At 70.3% G+C, this 15027-nt stretch carries 13 protein-coding genes; 7 read left to right on the top strand and 6 right to left on the bottom strand.

Going from position 1 to position 15027, the window contains the following annotated elements:
- Positions 1-4 precede the first annotated feature (4 nt).
- Together ACVCMI_RS17450 and ACVCMI_RS17445 are read right to left on the bottom strand one after the other, a co-directional pair.
- On the bottom strand, positions 5-2110 hold the full coding sequence (locus tag ACVCMI_RS17450) for an NAD-dependent epimerase/dehydratase family protein (protein WP_447097933.1): 2106 nt from the start codon (positions 2108-2110) through the stop codon (positions 5-7).
- Positions 2111-2135: 25 nt separating this feature from the next.
- Entirely contained in the window at positions 2136-3299 is a 1164-nt protein-coding gene (locus ACVCMI_RS17445; protein ID WP_447097934.1) for a glycosyltransferase, read from the bottom strand.
- A gap of 247 nt (positions 3300-3546) precedes the next feature.
- On the opposite strand from ACVCMI_RS17445, the gene ACVCMI_RS17440 reads away from it, so the two are divergent.
- The 7 genes from ACVCMI_RS17440 to ACVCMI_RS17410 all read left to right on the top strand — a co-directional run bounded on the left by ACVCMI_RS17440 (position 3547) and on the right by ACVCMI_RS17410 (position 10727).
- A complete protein-coding gene (locus tag ACVCMI_RS17440; RefSeq protein ID WP_447097935.1) occupies positions 3547-4221 on the top strand; it encodes a polysaccharide deacetylase family protein in 675 nt (224 codons plus the stop codon).
- On the top strand, positions 4218-5384 hold the full coding sequence (locus ACVCMI_RS17435; protein ID WP_447097936.1) for a hypothetical protein: 1167 nt from the start codon (positions 4218-4220) through the stop codon (positions 5382-5384). The genes ACVCMI_RS17440 and ACVCMI_RS17435 overlap by 4 nt, the downstream gene beginning before the upstream one ends.
- 70 nt (positions 5385-5454) lie before the next feature.
- Positions 5455-6387 carry a methyltransferase domain-containing protein gene (locus ACVCMI_RS17430; RefSeq protein WP_447097937.1) on the top strand — a complete coding sequence of 311 codons (933 nt, stop codon included), beginning with the start codon at positions 5455-5457 and terminating at the stop codon, positions 6385-6387.
- A 271-nt stretch (positions 6388-6658) separates the two neighbouring features.
- The gene (locus ACVCMI_RS17425) at positions 6659-7723 is read left to right on the top strand and encodes a glycosyltransferase family 2 protein (RefSeq protein WP_447097938.1); all 1065 of its coding nucleotides are present in this window, start codon (positions 6659-6661) and stop codon (positions 7721-7723) included.
- Positions 7720-8910 (top strand): GNAT family N-acetyltransferase, encoded by a 1191-nt coding sequence (locus tag ACVCMI_RS17420; protein ID WP_447097939.1) that lies wholly within the window; start codon positions 7720-7722, stop codon positions 8908-8910. Before ACVCMI_RS17425 ends, ACVCMI_RS17420 begins: the two co-directional genes overlap by 4 nt.
- A 15-nt stretch (positions 8911-8925) precedes the next feature.
- Positions 8926-9921, top strand: a complete 996-nt coding sequence (locus ACVCMI_RS17415) for a polysaccharide deacetylase family protein (RefSeq protein WP_447097940.1) — start codon at positions 8926-8928, stop codon at positions 9919-9921.
- Positions 9918-10727: a glycosyltransferase family 2 protein gene (locus tag ACVCMI_RS17410; RefSeq protein WP_447097941.1), complete on the top strand. Its 810-nt coding sequence runs from the start codon at positions 9918-9920 to the stop codon at positions 10725-10727. The genes ACVCMI_RS17415 and ACVCMI_RS17410 overlap by 4 nt, the downstream gene beginning before the upstream one ends.
- 10 nt (positions 10728-10737) lie before the next feature.
- Here ACVCMI_RS17410 and ACVCMI_RS17405 read toward each other — a convergent pair whose 3' ends face one another.
- The 4 genes from ACVCMI_RS17405 to ACVCMI_RS17390 are packed head-to-tail and all read right to left on the bottom strand — an operon-like array spanning position 10738 to position 15027.
- Positions 10738-12438: a hypothetical protein gene (locus ACVCMI_RS17405; protein WP_447097942.1), complete on the bottom strand. Its 1701-nt coding sequence runs from the start codon at positions 12436-12438 to the stop codon at positions 10738-10740.
- Positions 12435-13427, bottom strand: coding sequence for a UDP-glucose 4-epimerase GalE (galE, locus tag ACVCMI_RS17400; RefSeq protein ID WP_447097943.1), 993 nt, complete (start codon positions 13425-13427; stop codon positions 12435-12437). Before galE ends, ACVCMI_RS17405 begins: the two co-directional genes overlap by 4 nt.
- A complete protein-coding gene (locus tag ACVCMI_RS17395) occupies positions 13424-14254 on the bottom strand; it encodes an alpha/beta fold hydrolase (RefSeq protein WP_447097944.1) in 831 nt (276 codons plus the stop codon). The genes galE and ACVCMI_RS17395 overlap by 4 nt, the downstream gene beginning before the upstream one ends.
- A complete protein-coding gene (locus tag ACVCMI_RS17390; protein ID WP_447097945.1) occupies positions 14251-15027 on the bottom strand; it encodes a serine aminopeptidase domain-containing protein in 777 nt (258 codons plus the stop codon). Before ACVCMI_RS17390 ends, ACVCMI_RS17395 begins: the two co-directional genes overlap by 4 nt.

Genomic DNA, 15027 nt, shown 5'->3' with positions numbered 1-15027 from the left:
CCGGTCAGGCGTCGTCGGCTTTTGTCGCTGGCGCGTTGTCTGTTTGCGCGTTCGTCGCGAACATCCGCTCGAAACCCTTCTGCAAGCCGATGCGCGGTTCCCAGCCCAGTCCGCTGCGTGCCGCACTGATGTCGAAGTTGGCCAGCGGGCGCAGCGAGCGGACCCGGTAGCGGGTCAGCGGCACGCTGCGGTGAAGCAGCTTGCCGAGCAGTTCCACACCGGCAGCCAGCGCCATGAACACGCCGGTGGGCACGCGCAGCAGCTTCAGCTCGTCGCCCAGCTTGCCCTTCACCCTGGCCAGGTAATCGCCCTGGGTGACGATCTGCGGGTCGACCACGTTGAAGATCCGGCCCGTCGCGGCGGGTGCGTGCGCGGCCAGCAGCAACGCGTCGACGACATCGTCGACGTAGACCAGCGGCAGAGTCTGCTGCGCCGGGCCGACCGCGATCCAGCGCCCGGCCAGCGCCAGCGTGCCGTTCGGGGTCACGCGCTCGGCCCCCGGCCCCACGATCTGGCCCGGGCGCACGATCACCGCCGGCAGCGCGCGCTCGCGGATCGCGTCGCTGACGATTCCTTCGGCGGTGAGCTTGGTCTGGGTATAGGCGCCGCGGCGGTCGGGCCAGGGCTCGAACGCCGAGTTTTCGGTGACGGCCACCGCCGGATCGCGGCCGGCGTGGTCGAGCACGCTGAGCGAGCTGACGTAGACCAGCCGCTCCGCCGCATGCCTGGCGCAGGCGTCGACCACATTGCGGGTGCCCCACACGGTGCCCGCCTCGAAGTCGCCGGGGCCGCCGCGCATCGCCGCGCCGACGTGGTAGACCACGCGCGCGCCCTGCACGGCATGGTCGACGATCGCCGGATCGCCGAGATCGCCCACCACCACCTGGATGCCGGCGCTCTCGGCGGCCGGGTCGGCCCGGCGCACCAGCACGCGCACCGATTGCCCGCGTGCACGCAGCGCGGCGACCAGCGCGCGGCCGAGGAAACCGGCGGCGCCCGTCACCAGCGCGTCGACCGGCGCCAGCGGCACGATGCGTGCGGCCAGTTCGTCGCGCCGTTCGCGATCCGCCTGCGCGCACACCGTTTCCATCAGCGCGACATGGCGGCGGCCTTCCTCCGCGCTGATCGGCGGCGTGGTGCCCTCATGCAGCGCCTGCGCAAATGCCTGCGCGCCGTGCTGGATGCCGGGCGAGGGGCGCAGCCGGCCGGTGGCGAAGCGCAGCACGTTCCACGGCACGCGCACCACGTCGCGCAGGGCGTTGGTGAAGGCGGTGAGCACGATGCCGATGAACTTCGGGCCGGGCAGCACGCGCTTGATCCGGCAGATCTGCAGGAAACGGTCGGCCTCGATGATGCCGCGCGTGCCCTGCACGATGATGCGGTTCTGCATCGGGCGGATGTTCCACGACAGCAGCAGCCGGCCGACGCCGTCCGCGCATTGTGCGCGGGCATCCCATTCGTCGAACTTCAGGTTGGTGCTGCGGCCGCTGGAGCGATAGCGCACGTCCAGCTCGCCGATCGGGCCGAGGAAGGATTCGAGCACGTACAGGCCGTGCACGCCGAGGTCGCGGAACGGATACGAGCCCTGCTTGACCATGCCCGGCAGCGGGCCGCCCGCGTACGGCGGATAGTCCGAGCTGCGCAGCACGTCGAAGCTCAGCACCTCGCCGATGCGCCCGGCCTTGACCCAGGCCTGCGCCTGCATCACCACCGGATCGAAATGGTCGGAATGGTCGACCGACAGCAACAGGCCCTTGTCGCGCGCCTTGGCGATCATCGCATCGCACTCGGCGACGGAGTCGGCCATCGGCTTCTCCACGAACACGTGGCAGCCCATGTCCAGCGCCTGCAGGGTCAGCGGCGCGTGGCTGGACGGCGGCGTGAGCACGTACACCGCATGCGGGTGGCGTTCGGCGAGCCGGGTGAAGTCGCCGGTGACGAACTCGATCCCGAAGCTGGTGGCCAGCGCCTGCGCGGCCTTGGTGTCGATGTCGCAGATGCCCGCGATCTCGACGAACTCGAGCCGGCGCAGCGCGGCGATGTGGTGGCGAGCCACGTAGCCGGCACCCACGATGGCGATGCGCAGCTTCCCTTCGATTCCCGCGTTCATCCTGTCCCCTGTTGTTTCCACTGATTCATGCCTGCTTGCGTGCAAGCGCCGATGATACTTCGCGCAACACCTCGTCCACGCGGTTGTCCCACGTTTGTCCGGCCACCGCGGCCACGCGCGCGTCGGCTGCCGCCGGCGTGTCGTCCCGCAGCGCCCGATCCAGACCGTGCAGGAAGCCGTCCCGGTCCGCCGCGATCTCGACCCAGCGCGCGAACTTGTCGATCTCCGGCTGGCTCACGCTGACCACCGGCTTGCCGGTGGCCAGGTACTCGCGCACCTTCAGCGGATTGGCGTTCGCGACCTGGCGGTTGTGCCGGTACGGGATGATCGCCACGTCGAATGCCTTGGCCCAGCGCGGCAGCTCGCGGTACGGCTGCGCGCCGACCAGCCGCACGTTGTCCAGCGCGCGCAGGCGCGACACGTCCACGGCGGCGTGGCCGACCAGCAGGAAGCTCCACTGCGGGCGCTCGCGCGCCAGCCATTCGATCAGTTCCAGGTCGATCCATTCGTGAAGGGAGCCGAAATAGCCCACCACCGGGTGGACGAGCTCCCGCGCCGCGGCCGGCACCGCCGTGGCGGGGTCGCGCGCCTGGCCGAACAGGGCCGTGTCGACGCCATGGGGCGAGAAGCGGGTGGCTGGGTTGATGGCGTGCTTGGCCTCCAGCAGCGCCGGCGGGGCGACGAAGACGAGGTCGGCACGGCGGGCCAGATCGAGGTCGCGTGCGGCGATCAGCTCGCTGTCCACGCCCGGGTGCGCCGCGTAGTCGTCGATGCAGTAGTACACGCACAGGCGCTCGCCCAGTTGCTGCGCCAGGAAACCCGGGTGCGGCACCGCGAACCAGGAGATCGGCGTGACGTCGCCCAGCACGCGCATGGCGCGGCGCACCGCCCAGCGGCCGAACACGCGGTTCAGCCAGTCGACCCCCGGCACCCGCCGAAACGGCAATTGCGGCACGGTGCAATGCCACAGGTTGGGGCGCACCGGCACCGGCGCGCGCAGGGCCGCGCGCAGCTTGCGCCAGGCGCGGCGCAGGTCGCGCCCGCTGGCCTGCGGCGCGCGCATGCCGGGCGAGTCGACGTACAGCAGCGGTGCGGCATGGGCCAGGCGTTCGGCCACGTGATGGCTGCTGGTACGGTTTTCTGCGTACCAGTCGTTGCCGAAGTAGATCAGGCCATATCCCTGCAGCACGCGTCTCTCCGCGGATCGCAAACGTGGGTGTGTGGGCCGGCGCCGTAATCCCCGCGCGGCCGCCCGAAGGACGGCGGACATGCGAAAATCGCCCGGCTTGGTGCCGAATGAAGATATCCTGTGCGTCGGATTCGGATGGCGGCAGCAGCCCCTGCGCACGCCATCGACGACAAGGGTGGATTATGCCTGCAAGCAAGGATTTCTGCCGGTGCCGGCACAGCGTGCGCGGCAGCGACGGATGGTCGCCATGATCGGCTGGTTGAAGCGCATGCGGTTGCTGCGTTGCCTGCCCGCTGCGGTGGTACTCACCGCCATGCCTCCCGGCGGCGCCCGCGAGCTGTACCTCAGCTTCGATGACGGCCCCGACCCGCAATACACGCCGGCCCTGCTCGACCTGCTGCGGCAGCACCAGGTGCGCGCCACGTTCTTCCTGATCGGCAGCAAGGCCGAGCGCCACCCGCAGCTGGTACGGCGCATGCTGGACGAGGGGCACCGGCTGGGCAACCACTCCTGGAGCCATCCGGATTTCAACCGGCTGTCGCTGGCCGGGATGATGGACGAGATCGACCGCACCGACCGGGTGCTGCAGGCGTTCGATGGCGTGCTCCACCACGGCGTACGCCCGCCCAGCGGCGCGTTCTCGCTGGCGCTCACGCTGCGCCTCGCGCGCGAGCGGCGACGCCTGCTGTACTGGTCCTACGACAGCCTCGACTACCAGCACCGGCCGCCGGCAGAACTGGTGGCGGCGATGCGCGCGCAGCCGCCGCGGCCGGGCGACGTGCTGCTGATGCACGACGACAGCGACTGCTGCACCCGCATGCTGGAGACGCTGCTGCCGCAGTGGCGTTCCGAGGGTTTCGAGTTCCGCCCGCTGCCCACCGGCGCCGACCTGGGCGCAACGGCTGAAGGAGTGCACGCATGATCGTCGCCTGGCTGATCGCGGGTTTGCTGGCGCTGTGCGCGATCGCCGTCACCGTGGCGATCCGCGCGCGCAACATGCAGTACTGGCTGGGCGGCTACCTGCGCCGCCGGCGTCCGCCGGCGGTCGACGGGCCGATCCACGTGATGTTCTGCTTCGTCGACCATTTCGAGCCGGCCTGGGGCAAGGTCGACCTGGCCACCCAGCGCGCGCGCGTCGACCGCTGGTGCCGTGACTACCGCGCCCTCGCCGCGATGCACCGCGACGCCGACGGGCGGATGCCGCAGCACACGTTCTTCTATCCGGAAGAGGAATACCTGGAAGAACACCTGGACAAGATCGCCGCGCTCTGCGCGGAGGGCTACGGCGAGATCGAGATCCACCTGCACCACGACAACGACAACGAGGCCAACTTCCGCCAGACCATCGAGCGCTTCAACAACCTGCTGCACGAGCGCCACGGCGCGTTGCCGCGCGATCCGGCCACCGGCCAGCTGCGCTTCGGCTTCATCCACGGCAACTGGAGCCTGGACAATTCGCGCGCCGACGGCCGCTGGTGCGGCATCAACAACGAGCTGATCCTGCTGCGCGAACTCGGCTGCTACGCCGACTTCACCCTGCCGTCGGCGCCCAGCGACACGCAGACGAAAACCAGCAACGCGATCTACTACGCCACCGACGACCCGCTGCGGCCCAAGTCGCACGACAGCGGCGTGCCGGTGCGCGTGGGCGGGACGCCCAGCGGCGACCTGATGATCGTGCAGGGGCCGCTGGGGCTGAACTGGCGCGAGCGCAAGTTCGGCGTGCTGCCGCGGATCGAGAACGCGGACGTGCGCCGCGGCTGCCCGCCCACGCCCGAGCGGGTCGACGCGTGGGTGAAAACCGGCATCCACGTCGAGGGGCGGCCGGAGTGGGTGTTCGTCAAGGTCCACACGCACGGCACCCAGGAGCGCGACATGGACACCCTGCTCGGCGACGCCGCGCAGCGCATGCACCAGCACCTGGAGCGCGCCTACAACGACGGCAAGCGCTACGTGCTGCACTACGTGACGGCGCGCGAGACCTACAACATCATCAAGGCTGCCGAGGCCGGGCATCGCGGCGACCCGCATGCGTTCCGCGATTTCCTGCTGCCGCCGCCACCGCATCGGCTTGCCGGGGCGTAGCGGCGCCGCGCTCGCGCGGATCACCGCGGCGTGGTCCCGGCATCATCTCCGTCCTCGAAGGAGGAAACAGATGGACTGGCGCACGAAGGGAATGCTGCAGAAGGTGCTCGGCGTGATGCCGGGCGGCGCCGCGGTCCACTACCAGCTGCAGCGGCGGTTCGGCGGGCTGCGCGACTTCGATCGCGAGTTCGACATCAAGATCGACGACTGGCGGCTGATGGCCAACCAGCTGCGCGAGGTCGGCGTGCCGGTGGCGGGCGCGCGGCTGTTCGAGATCGGCAGCGGCTGGTATCCGACTTTTCCGTTGTGCTGTTTCCTGGCGGGCGCGCGGCGCGTCGTCACCGTCGACCTCAACCGGCACCAGCGCCGGGATCTGGTGCGCGCCTGCGCCCGGGGCCTGGAGCGGCATGTCGCCCTGATCGCCGAGGTGGCCGGCGTCCCCGTGGCCGAGGTCCGGCAGCGCCAGCAGCAGCTGGCCGGCGCACTGGAGAGGTCAGCCGATCTGGCCGTGGCCACCGCGGGCGTGGTGGACTATCGGGCGCCGGCGGACGCTGCCCGCACCGGGCTGCCGCCGGACCGGATCGACTGCGTGTTCTCCAACAGCGTGCTGGAGCATGTGGCGTCGGAAGCCATCGGCGGCATCTTCCGCGAGGCCAGGCGCATCCTGCGCCCCGGCGGGATCATGTTCCACTCGGTCAACTGCGGCGATCACTACGCCTATGTCGACTCCCGCATCACCCAGCTCAATTACCTGCAATACACCGATGCGCAGTGGCAGCGCTGGAACAATGCGTTCCTGTACCAAAACCGGCTGCGCGCCGACGTCTTTGTCGAGCAGGCCGAGGCGGCCGGTTTCGCCATCGTGACCCGGGTGAGCTCGCCCCCCGCCAGGCGCCTGCGCGAGCTGGCGGAACTGAACATCGCCCCGCAGTTCGCGTCGATCCCGGCCGAACGCCTGTGCATCACCTCGATCGACTTCATCGCGCGCAAACCCGCCGCCTGAGCGGGTCCGTGAAGGCCGCCTGCCGGGCGCCCGGCAGGCCTTCCGATCCGCCCGGGGAAAGCGTGAAACGCCATGTCTGGCGATGCGGAAAACGCATACAATGACGCTACTTCCGGCGCCAGGAGTGCGGCCGCGGAAGCTGCGACGCCTCGGGCAGCCGGACGGATCAGGCAGACAGCGCGCCGCGGCTGCGTGATCCGCGCGGCAAGCGTGGGGTGGCGGCGAGTCGAAGCTTCAAGTGGTCACTGGATGCAGGAGCGGTCGGGTACCCATGGCACTGGTCAGCGTAGTCATCCCCACTTTCAACCGGGCCTATTGCCTGGCGCGCACGCTGGACAGCGTGCTCGCGCAGACGCATGCCGAACTCGAGATCCTGCTCGTCGATGACGGCTCCACCGACGAGACGCCCGAACTCGTGCGCCGGCGCTATGGCACCGAGCGTCGCGTCCACTACATCGCGCAGGCGAACGCGGGGGTCGCAGCGGCGCGCAACCACGGCATCCGGCTTGCACGCGGCGAGTTCCTGGCGTTGCTCGACTCGGACGACGTCTGGCAACCGTGGAAGCTCGAGCTGCAGCTGCGCTGCCTGCGGCAGTTTCCCGAGCTCGGCATGGTCTGGACCGACATGGAGGCGATCGACCCGAACGGGCGCGTGTTCAACCACGCGTACATCCGCAGCATGTACAGCACCTACGCACTGTTTCCCCAGGATCGGCTGTTTCCGCAGAGCGTGCCGCTGCGTTCGGTCGCGCCGTCGATGGAGGCGGTGGTCGGCGCGGCATCCTTGCGCATGGGCATGATCTTTTCGCAGATGATCATGGGCAACCTGGTGCACACCTCCACCGTGCTGATCCGCCGCGAGCGGCTGGAAAAGGTGGTGGCCTTCGACGAGACCCTGCGCTATTCCGGCGAAGACTTCGATTTCCACCTGCGTACCTGCCGCCACGGGCCGGTAGGTTTCCTCGACCTGCCCACCATCCAGTACCAGCGCGGCATGCCCGACCGCCTGACCCGTTCCGAATACCGCATCCATACCGCCACCAATTTCCTGCGCACGATCACTCCCTTCATCGAGTCCGCGCGCAGCGAGATCCACCTGCCCCGGCGGATGATCGAAGGCGCCCTGGCCGATGCCCACGAGTGGATCGGGGAGCTGCAGTTCGAGGCGAATGACATGGCGGCGGCGCGATCCCACCTGTTTGCGAGCATCCGCCATCGCTGGTGGCAGCGGCGTGCCTGGGAGCTGTTCGTGTGCTGCTACCTGCCGGCGGTGCTGCGCGGCTGGCTCCGGGCGCATCGCCGGCATCTGCGCCAGCGCACGGTTGCCTCGCCATGACCCTGCCCCCGGTGGCGCCGGGTACACCGGAGCCCGCGGTGACTGACGATTCGCACGGCCCGGCACCGACGCTGCGCATCATCGGGGACGTCGCCGCCTGGGACGCGATCCGCGCGGCCTGGGATGCACTGCACCAGGCCAGCCCCACGGCCTCGACCCCGCTGGACTTTGCCTGGTTGCGCCATTGGTGGGACGTTTACGGCCCCGTATATGGCCAGGGCGGTCTGCGCATCATCACGTTGTGGCGTGGGTCGCGCCTGGTCGGCGCGCTGCCGCTGTACCTCGACGTGGGTCGCGGCGGCTGGCTCGGGGTGCGCTGCCTGCGCTTCCTCTCCACCGGGGAAGAGGAGTTCGAGGAGGTCTGCGCCGACTATCTGGACCTGCTGCACCTGCCCGGCGAGGACCGGGCCTGTGCGCAAGCCGCGTGGCGGGCGATCGACGCCATGGCCTGGGATACCCTGGAGCTGCTCGATCTCTCCGAACATGCGGCCCTGTTGCGCTGGCGCAGCGACTTCCCTCGCCACGCCCGCCTGCAACTGTCGTCGCGCGGGGCCTGCCCGATCGCCTGGCTTGGCGACGGCTTCGAGGCTTACCTGGGCAGCCTGTCGCCCAAGACACGCAAGCACGCCCGCCAGTACCTGCGCGACGCCGAGCGTGCCGGCATCGTGGCGGAGCTGGCCGATGCCGCCACGGCCGACCGTCATTTCGACGATCTCGTGCGCGTCCACCAGGAGCGCTGGGTGGCGGCCGGTGAACCGGGTTGCTTCTCGGCGCCACGTTTCACCGAGTTCCATCGCGGCCTGGTGAGGCGGTGGACGGCAAGCGGGCGTGTGGTGCTGGCGCGGTTCTCGCACCAGGGAAGGATCTTTGCCGTGCTCTACGGTTTCGTGACCGGGCGCAAGTTCGACCTGTACCAGTTTGGCGTGGCGCCGCTGGATCCCGGTGTGGTCCGCAGCTCGGGTACCGCGGCGAACCTGCTGCTGATGCGGCAGCTGGCACAGGGCGGCATCTCCCACTACGATTTCCTGCGGGGCGTCAGCACGTACAAGAAATCGCTGGCCACTGAACAACGCCAGCTGTTTTGCGCGACGTGCCGCAGGCATACGGCGCGCGCACTGCTCGACCGCCTGCGTCAGCTGTGCGTACGCGCAATCCGCCGCTTCATCAAGCTGGTTTCGCCGGGCTGAGCGCGGGGTGCTCCAATGAAAAAGGCCATCGCGTCACACCTGCTCTGCCGCAGCGGTTTGCGCCGGTTGCTGCACCGGACCGTGCGCTGGTCCGGCGTGCTCGCGCTCAACTACCATCGCATCGGTGATGCGCTGGGTACGCCGTTCGATCGCGGCCTTTGGAGCGCCAGCGCGGAGGCGTTTGCCGAGCAGGTCCGTTTCTGCAAGGCACAGCTGGAGATCATCGGCCCGGCCGACCTGCCGCGGGTACTCGCCGCCCGGCGCGGCCGCTACGCCATGATCACGTTCGACGACGGCTACCGCGACAACTACGAGACGGCGTTGCCGATCCTGCGTGGCGAAGGCGTGACCGCCACCTTCTTCGTCGCTACCGGTTTCATCGACGCGCCCAGCCTGCCGTGGTGGGACGAGATCGCCTGGATGGCGCGCACCAGCCGGCGCGAAGCGCTGCAGTTGCCGGCGTGGTTCGATGCGCCGATCCACTTCGACGAGCCGGAACGGGAAGCGGCGGTGCGTCGGCTGCTGCGCAGGTACAAGGAGATGCCGGCGCAGGACACGGTCGCGTATCTCGATGCCGTGGCGGACGCCGCAGGCACCGGCCGTGCCGATACCCGCGCCGGCGATGCGCTGTGGATGGACTGGGACATGCTGCGCGATATGCAGGCAGCGGGCATGACCATCGGCGGGCACACGGTGCATCACCCGGTGTTGTCGCGCATGTCGGCGCAGGGTCAGCGCGACGAGATCCAGGGTTGCGCGCGCCGGCTCGCCGAGGAACTGGGTGCGCCGATGCGCTGCTTCAGCTATCCGGTCGGCAACCGGGGCGCGTTCGACCAGATCACCCGCGACTGCCTGCGCGAAGCGGGCGTGGAGCATGCCTTCAGCTACTACGGCGGGCACGCCCGCTACGATCGCTGGGACGCCTACGACATCCCTCGCGTGGCGGTGGAGACGGAGCTGGACACCGACTGGTTCCGCTCCCTCGTGACCTTGCCGCAGCTGTTCGCGTGACGGCCGCGCCGACGACGACCGCTGTCCCGACGCCCGCGCTGGGCGGCGATCTGGTCAGCGTGGTGATGCCGGTGTACAACGCCGCGGCGTGGTTGCCGCGGGCGGTGGAGTCGGTGCTGGCGCAGAGCCATCGCAACCTGGAGCTGATCGCGGTGGACGATGGTTCGCACGACGATTCGCTGGCGATCCTGCAGGGCTTTGCGCAGGCCGACGCGCGCGTGCGCGTGCAGCGCCAGCCGGCGAACGGCGGCGTGGCCGCTGCACGCAACGCCGCGCTGGCTGTCGCCCGCGGCAACTATGTCGCCTTCCTGGACGCCGACGACTGGTGGCACCCGGCCAAGCTGGAGCGGCAACTGGCCAGCCTGCGCGCCAGTGGCGAGCGCATCAGCTACGCGGCGTACTGGCGGGTGGCGGAAGACGGCCGGGTGCTCAGCCGGGTGGACCCGCCCGCGCGGCTGGAGCATCGCGACATGCTGGCCAGCAATTTCATCGGCAACCTCACCGGCCTGTACGCGCGCGAGCTGGGCGACGTGCCGTTTCGTCGGATCGGCCACGAGGACTATGCGTTCTGGCTGGAGCAGGTTCGCCGCGCCGGCGCGGCGGTGCGCGCGGACAGCGCCGAACCGCTGGCCTGGTATCTGGTGCGCGAGTCGTCGCTGTCGGCCAACAAGCTGCGCGCGGCGCGCTGGCAGTGGACGATCTATCGCCAGGTCGAGAAGCTCGGCTTGCTGCGCGCCTCGCTGTGCATGCTGCGCTACGTGTGGCACGCCTTCGCCAAGCGCAGGCGACCGCGCCGATCGCCCTGACCGACGCGCGTCAGGGGCGCGCCGGGGCGGCGCCGCTGCCCGCGTCCTGGCGCATCAGCCACTGCACCACGCCGGTGCCGCGGTGGTTCCAGTTGAAGCGTCGCGCGGTGCTGGCGTTGCGCGCGCAGGCGACGGCGTACGACGACGCCAGCGCATGCATGCGCCGGTCCAGCGCATGCTGCAGCTGCGGGTCGGTGCTGAAATAGCGGGCGGCGGCCACCGGCAGGGTCAGCTCCACGTTGTGCGAATCGCTGTACCAGCCGTCGGAGTTCTCGATGGCGACCAGCCTGGCCCGGTCGACGTGGGCCGACGACCAGTACCAGCTGATCTGGCCGCTAGGTCCGCTGCACGGGTCGCGCCAGTCCTTGCCGACCGTGGCCACGGTTTTGGCGTCGATCCAGCCGTAGCGCTCGAGGTAGCGGCCGAACGCGGTGATCATCGGCGGGATGCGCGCGTCCCCGGTGGCCAGCCAGGCATGCCACAGGCCGTCGATGATGTTCTGCGTCATCCACGGCGAGCTGCCCGGCACGTCGGTGGCCGCGTCGTACGGGTTGCCTTCGTGCATGTCCCAGCTGCTGCGCCAGGAGCCGTCATTGCCCAGGCCGTCGGGATTGTGCTGCTGGTGCTGGTACAGCCAGCCCACGCGATCGCCGATGTCTTGCAGGTATTCGCGCTTGCCGGTGAGTTCCCACGCGCTGACGATCTGCAGCAGGCCCAACCCGGCCTGCCGTTCGGTGAAGAACTTCTGGGTGAGCCCGGTGTAGGGGCCGGCGGGAATGGTCCAGCCGCCGGTATCCCACGCTCCCACCATGCGTTCGACCAGTGCCGTGTCGTCCTGGCTGTCGTCGCCGGTGAGGCCGAGCGCGAGCAGGGTCGGCTGGATGTAGACGTACTTCGGGTCGCAGGGGTTCACCTCGCCCAGCTTGAAACCGCCGCCGCACAGCGGCCAGCCCGGTGCGCCGAAGCGGCGGATGTGCGCCATGTAGAAGTGGTAGCTCTGGACCGCGGCGGCGAGGTAATCGACGCGGCCGGTGCGCACGTACTGCTGGAACAGCGCGGTGGGGCGATCGAACAGCCACGCCGAGCCGTCGCTGCGCGGAAGTTTGCGCGCCCAGGCGAACTGGGTTTCGAAGTAGCGGTCGTAGGCGCCGGGGGGTACCGCCGGCACTTGCGGGCCGGCGATCAGAGAAGCGGTCATCCATTGCGGGCTGAGCGTGGCCAATACGCCCGGCACGCGCACGCCGTCGGCACCGTCCACCAGCTCGTCGGCGTAGGCCCAGCCCGGCGCGGCGGTCGCGGTGGCGCCGACCGGCGCGAGGGCGAAACGCAGCTGCGCGCTGTCGCCGGCCAGCGTGGCGTGGAACTGCGCGCGCACGGCGCGGATGCCGCCGCCGTCGAAATGCCAGCGCAACGTGGCCTCGACATGCGCCGGCACGGGCTGGCCGCGCGCGTCCTCGATGCGCACCCGTCGCGCGTCGTCCAGCATGCCGGGCGGGAACGGGATGCCGACAGTCACCGCCACCCGATCGCCGACGGCGCCGTGGCGATGCAGGGTGATCGTCTGCCACTGCGCGCCGATGCCGGTCGGCGCCAGCCTGGCGATCGGTGGCGGCGCGCTGGCGCCTTGCGCGTGCGCGGTCGCGAGCAGCAGGCCGAGGCCGGCGAACAGTGCGCCCAGCCGCCGGACGAAGCCGCGCGCTGCGCGTGTCACCGGGCCGCGTCCCGTGCCGCCAGCTGGCGTTCCCACGCGAGCGCGGTGCGCACGATGAACTCCAGGTCGTCGTGGCGCGGCGCCCAGCCCAGGCGCTGGCGCAGGCGGTCGGCGCGGGCGATCAGCATCGGCGGATCGCCCGCGCGGCGCGGCTGCTCGGTCACCTGCAGGGTCGCGCCGCTGACCCGGCGCACCGTCTCGATCACCTCTCGCACGCTGTAGCCGTGGCCGTAGCCGCAGTTCAGCGTCAGCGACTCGCCGCCCGTGCGCAGGTGGTCGAGCGCGCGCAGGTGCGCCGCGGCCAGGTCCTCGACATGGATGTAGTCGCGGATGCCGGTGCCGTCGGGCGTGTCGTAGTCGGTGCCGAAGATGGCCAGGCCGGGGCGCTTGCCCACAGCATGCTCGCAGGCCACCTTGAGCAGCAGGGTGGCGTTGGGCGTGGATTGCCCGATGCGGCCGAGCGGGTCGCAGCCGGCGACGTTGAAATAGCGCAGGATCACGTAACGCATCGCGCCGGCGGTGCCGAGGTCGCGCAGCATCATCTCGGACATCAGCTTGGAGCTGCCGTACGGGTTGATCGGCTGCAGCGGGGTGTCCTCGTCGGCCACGCCGCCGGCCGGCGTGCCGTACACCGCCGCGGTCGAGGAAAAAATGAAGCGGTCCACGCCGGCCTCGACGCAGCAGGCGAGCAGGTTGCGCGTGTTGCAGGTGTTGTTGCCGTAGTACTTCAGCGGATCACGCACCGATTCGGGCACCACGGTGTGGGCGGCGAAGTGCATCACCGCGTCCACCTTGTGCTCGGCCAGCAGCCGCGACACCAGCGTCTGGTCTCCCACGTTGCCCACCACCAGCTCGGCGCCGCGCACGGCATCGGCGAAGCCGCTGACCAGGTTGTCCAGCACCACCACCCGCTCGCCGCGTTCGCTCAGCTGCTGCACCACGTGGCTGCCGATGTAGCCGGCGCCGCCGGTGACCAGGATCGTGCTCATGGATTGCTCCCGCCGGAAATCGGAAAATTGTCCCGCAACCACGTCGCGATGTCGTCCAGAAGGCGGCGGCGATCCACCTGCAGGGCGTAGGTGTGGTCGCTGCCGGCGAACAGGCGCGCGCTGATCTGCGGGCGGTCGGCCAGGCGCCCGAAGCACTCGCGGAACTGGCGCGGATGGTTGAAGTAGCGGGTCACCCCCCCGCTGTAGATGAAGTGCAGCCTGAGACCGCGGTCGAGCATGGTGGCCAGTTCCCGTTGCACCTGTTCGCGCGGCGGGAAACGTACCGCGAAGACGTCGTCGCCCTGGCTGGCGCGCGCCTGCAGGCTGCGGCTGATGAAGCGTTGCCAGCGCGAGCCGCTCCACAGCCGCGGCAGGTAGTGGCGCAGGCGAAAGCCCAGCGTGCGGTAGGCGTAGCCATCGAGGAAGACGGCGCCGGCCACGCGCGGCTCGTCGAGCGCCACGCCGTGCGCGTTCTGCGCGCCGGAACACAGGCCGAGCAGCACGAAGCGGCTGCAGCCGGCGTGACTGGCGAGCAGGCTCATCGCGTCGGCGACGTCCGCCTTCACCTGCTGCGCTTGCGAGCCCGCTTCGTCGGCGGCGCTGCTGTCGCCGAGCGAGGAAAGGTCGAAGCGCAGGGTGGGATAGCCGTCGGCGTTCAGCCGCCGGGTGAGTTCCACGTGCAGCCGGAACGGCCCGACCCGATGCACCATGCCGGCATTCAGCACGATCACGCCGACCGGCGCGGCAGGTGTCGCCGCATCGGGCAGCCCGGCCACGCCGACCAGGTGCTGCGCGCGGCCGAAGCGGAAGGCGCGTTCCGTGCTCATGCCGCCGCTCGCAGGTGGTCGCCGACGGCGCGGATCAGGTCGGGGGCGAGGATGGCGTGCTCCAGCCGATCCAGCACATCCCAACTGGCCGTGGACGACAGCGCGACGACCGCGCTGCCGGCGCCGAGCTGCGCGGGCCAGTCCGCATGCGTGGCGGCGGGCTGCGATGCGAACACGCGCACGGGAATCGTCGCCGGCGTCGCGCGCCAGCCGTCGAGCTGCCGGCGCAGGTCGGCGCCGACCGGAAAGCCCAGCCATTGATCGGCCGCGTCCTCGCGGCCGCGCGGCGCGGGGAAGCGCATCGGGTCCGCGCGCAGGGCCTCCTGCGCCGCGTCCAGCCGGGTCACGGATTCGTGGCCGTCCAGCAGCGGGTCCCACAGCAGGAGTTCCGCCAGGCGGCCGGCCGCGGCCGCTTCCAGCGCGATGGCGCCGCCCAGTCGTGCGCCGAAGCCGATCACCCGGCTGCAGCCGGAGCGTGCACGCAGTTCAGCCGCCGCGGCAACCGTGTCGGCCACGCAGCGGGTCCAGTCGCAGGTATCGCTGGGGCCGGCCGAGTCGCCGGTGCCGAAATAGTCGAAGCGCAGCGCGGCGACGCCTTGCAGCGCCAGTGCATCGGCGAGCTGGCGGTACACGCGATGGCTGCGAATCATGTCCTGGCCCAGCGGCGGGCACAGCAGCATGGCCGTGCGCGCCGGCCCGGCGACCGGATGATAGAGACCGAACAGACTCTCCCCGCTACCGAATTGGCACGGTTGTGCCGGTTCGACGCGCAT

The sequence above is a fragment of the Rhodanobacter sp. UC4448_H15 genome (assembly GCF_052978265.1).
This window is presented reverse-complemented; position numbering and strand designations above follow the sequence as displayed.

Bases quoted from the DNA above. Each gene is read 5' to 3' on its own strand.
- ACVCMI_RS17390 (WP_447097945.1), bottom strand. From the start codon at position 15,027: ATGCGCGTCGAACCGGCACAACCGTGCCAATTCGGTAGCGGGGAGAGT.
- ACVCMI_RS17440 (WP_447097935.1), top strand. From the start codon at position 3,547: ATGATCGGCTGGTTGAAGCGCATGCGGTTGCTGCGTTGCCTGCCCGCT.
- ACVCMI_RS17395 (WP_447097944.1), bottom strand. From the start codon at position 14,254: ATGAGCACGGAACGCGCCTTCCGCTTCGGCCGCGCGCAGCACCTGGTC.
- ACVCMI_RS17425 (WP_447097938.1), top strand. From the start codon at position 6,659: ATGGCACTGGTCAGCGTAGTCATCCCCACTTTCAACCGGGCCTATTGC.
- ACVCMI_RS17450 (WP_447097933.1), bottom strand. From the start codon at position 2,110: ATGAACGCGGGAATCGAAGGGAAGCTGCGCATCGCCATCGTGGGTGCC.
- galE (WP_447097943.1), bottom strand. From the start codon at position 13,427: ATGAGCACGATCCTGGTCACCGGCGGCGCCGGCTACATCGGCAGCCAC.
- ACVCMI_RS17430 (WP_447097937.1), top strand. From the start codon at position 5,455: ATGGACTGGCGCACGAAGGGAATGCTGCAGAAGGTGCTCGGCGTGATG.
- ACVCMI_RS17415 (WP_447097940.1), top strand. From the start codon at position 8,926: ATGAAAAAGGCCATCGCGTCACACCTGCTCTGCCGCAGCGGTTTGCGC.
- ACVCMI_RS17420 (WP_447097939.1), top strand. From the start codon at position 7,720: ATGACCCTGCCCCCGGTGGCGCCGGGTACACCGGAGCCCGCGGTGACT.
- ACVCMI_RS17435 (WP_447097936.1), top strand. From the start codon at position 4,218: ATGATCGTCGCCTGGCTGATCGCGGGTTTGCTGGCGCTGTGCGCGATC.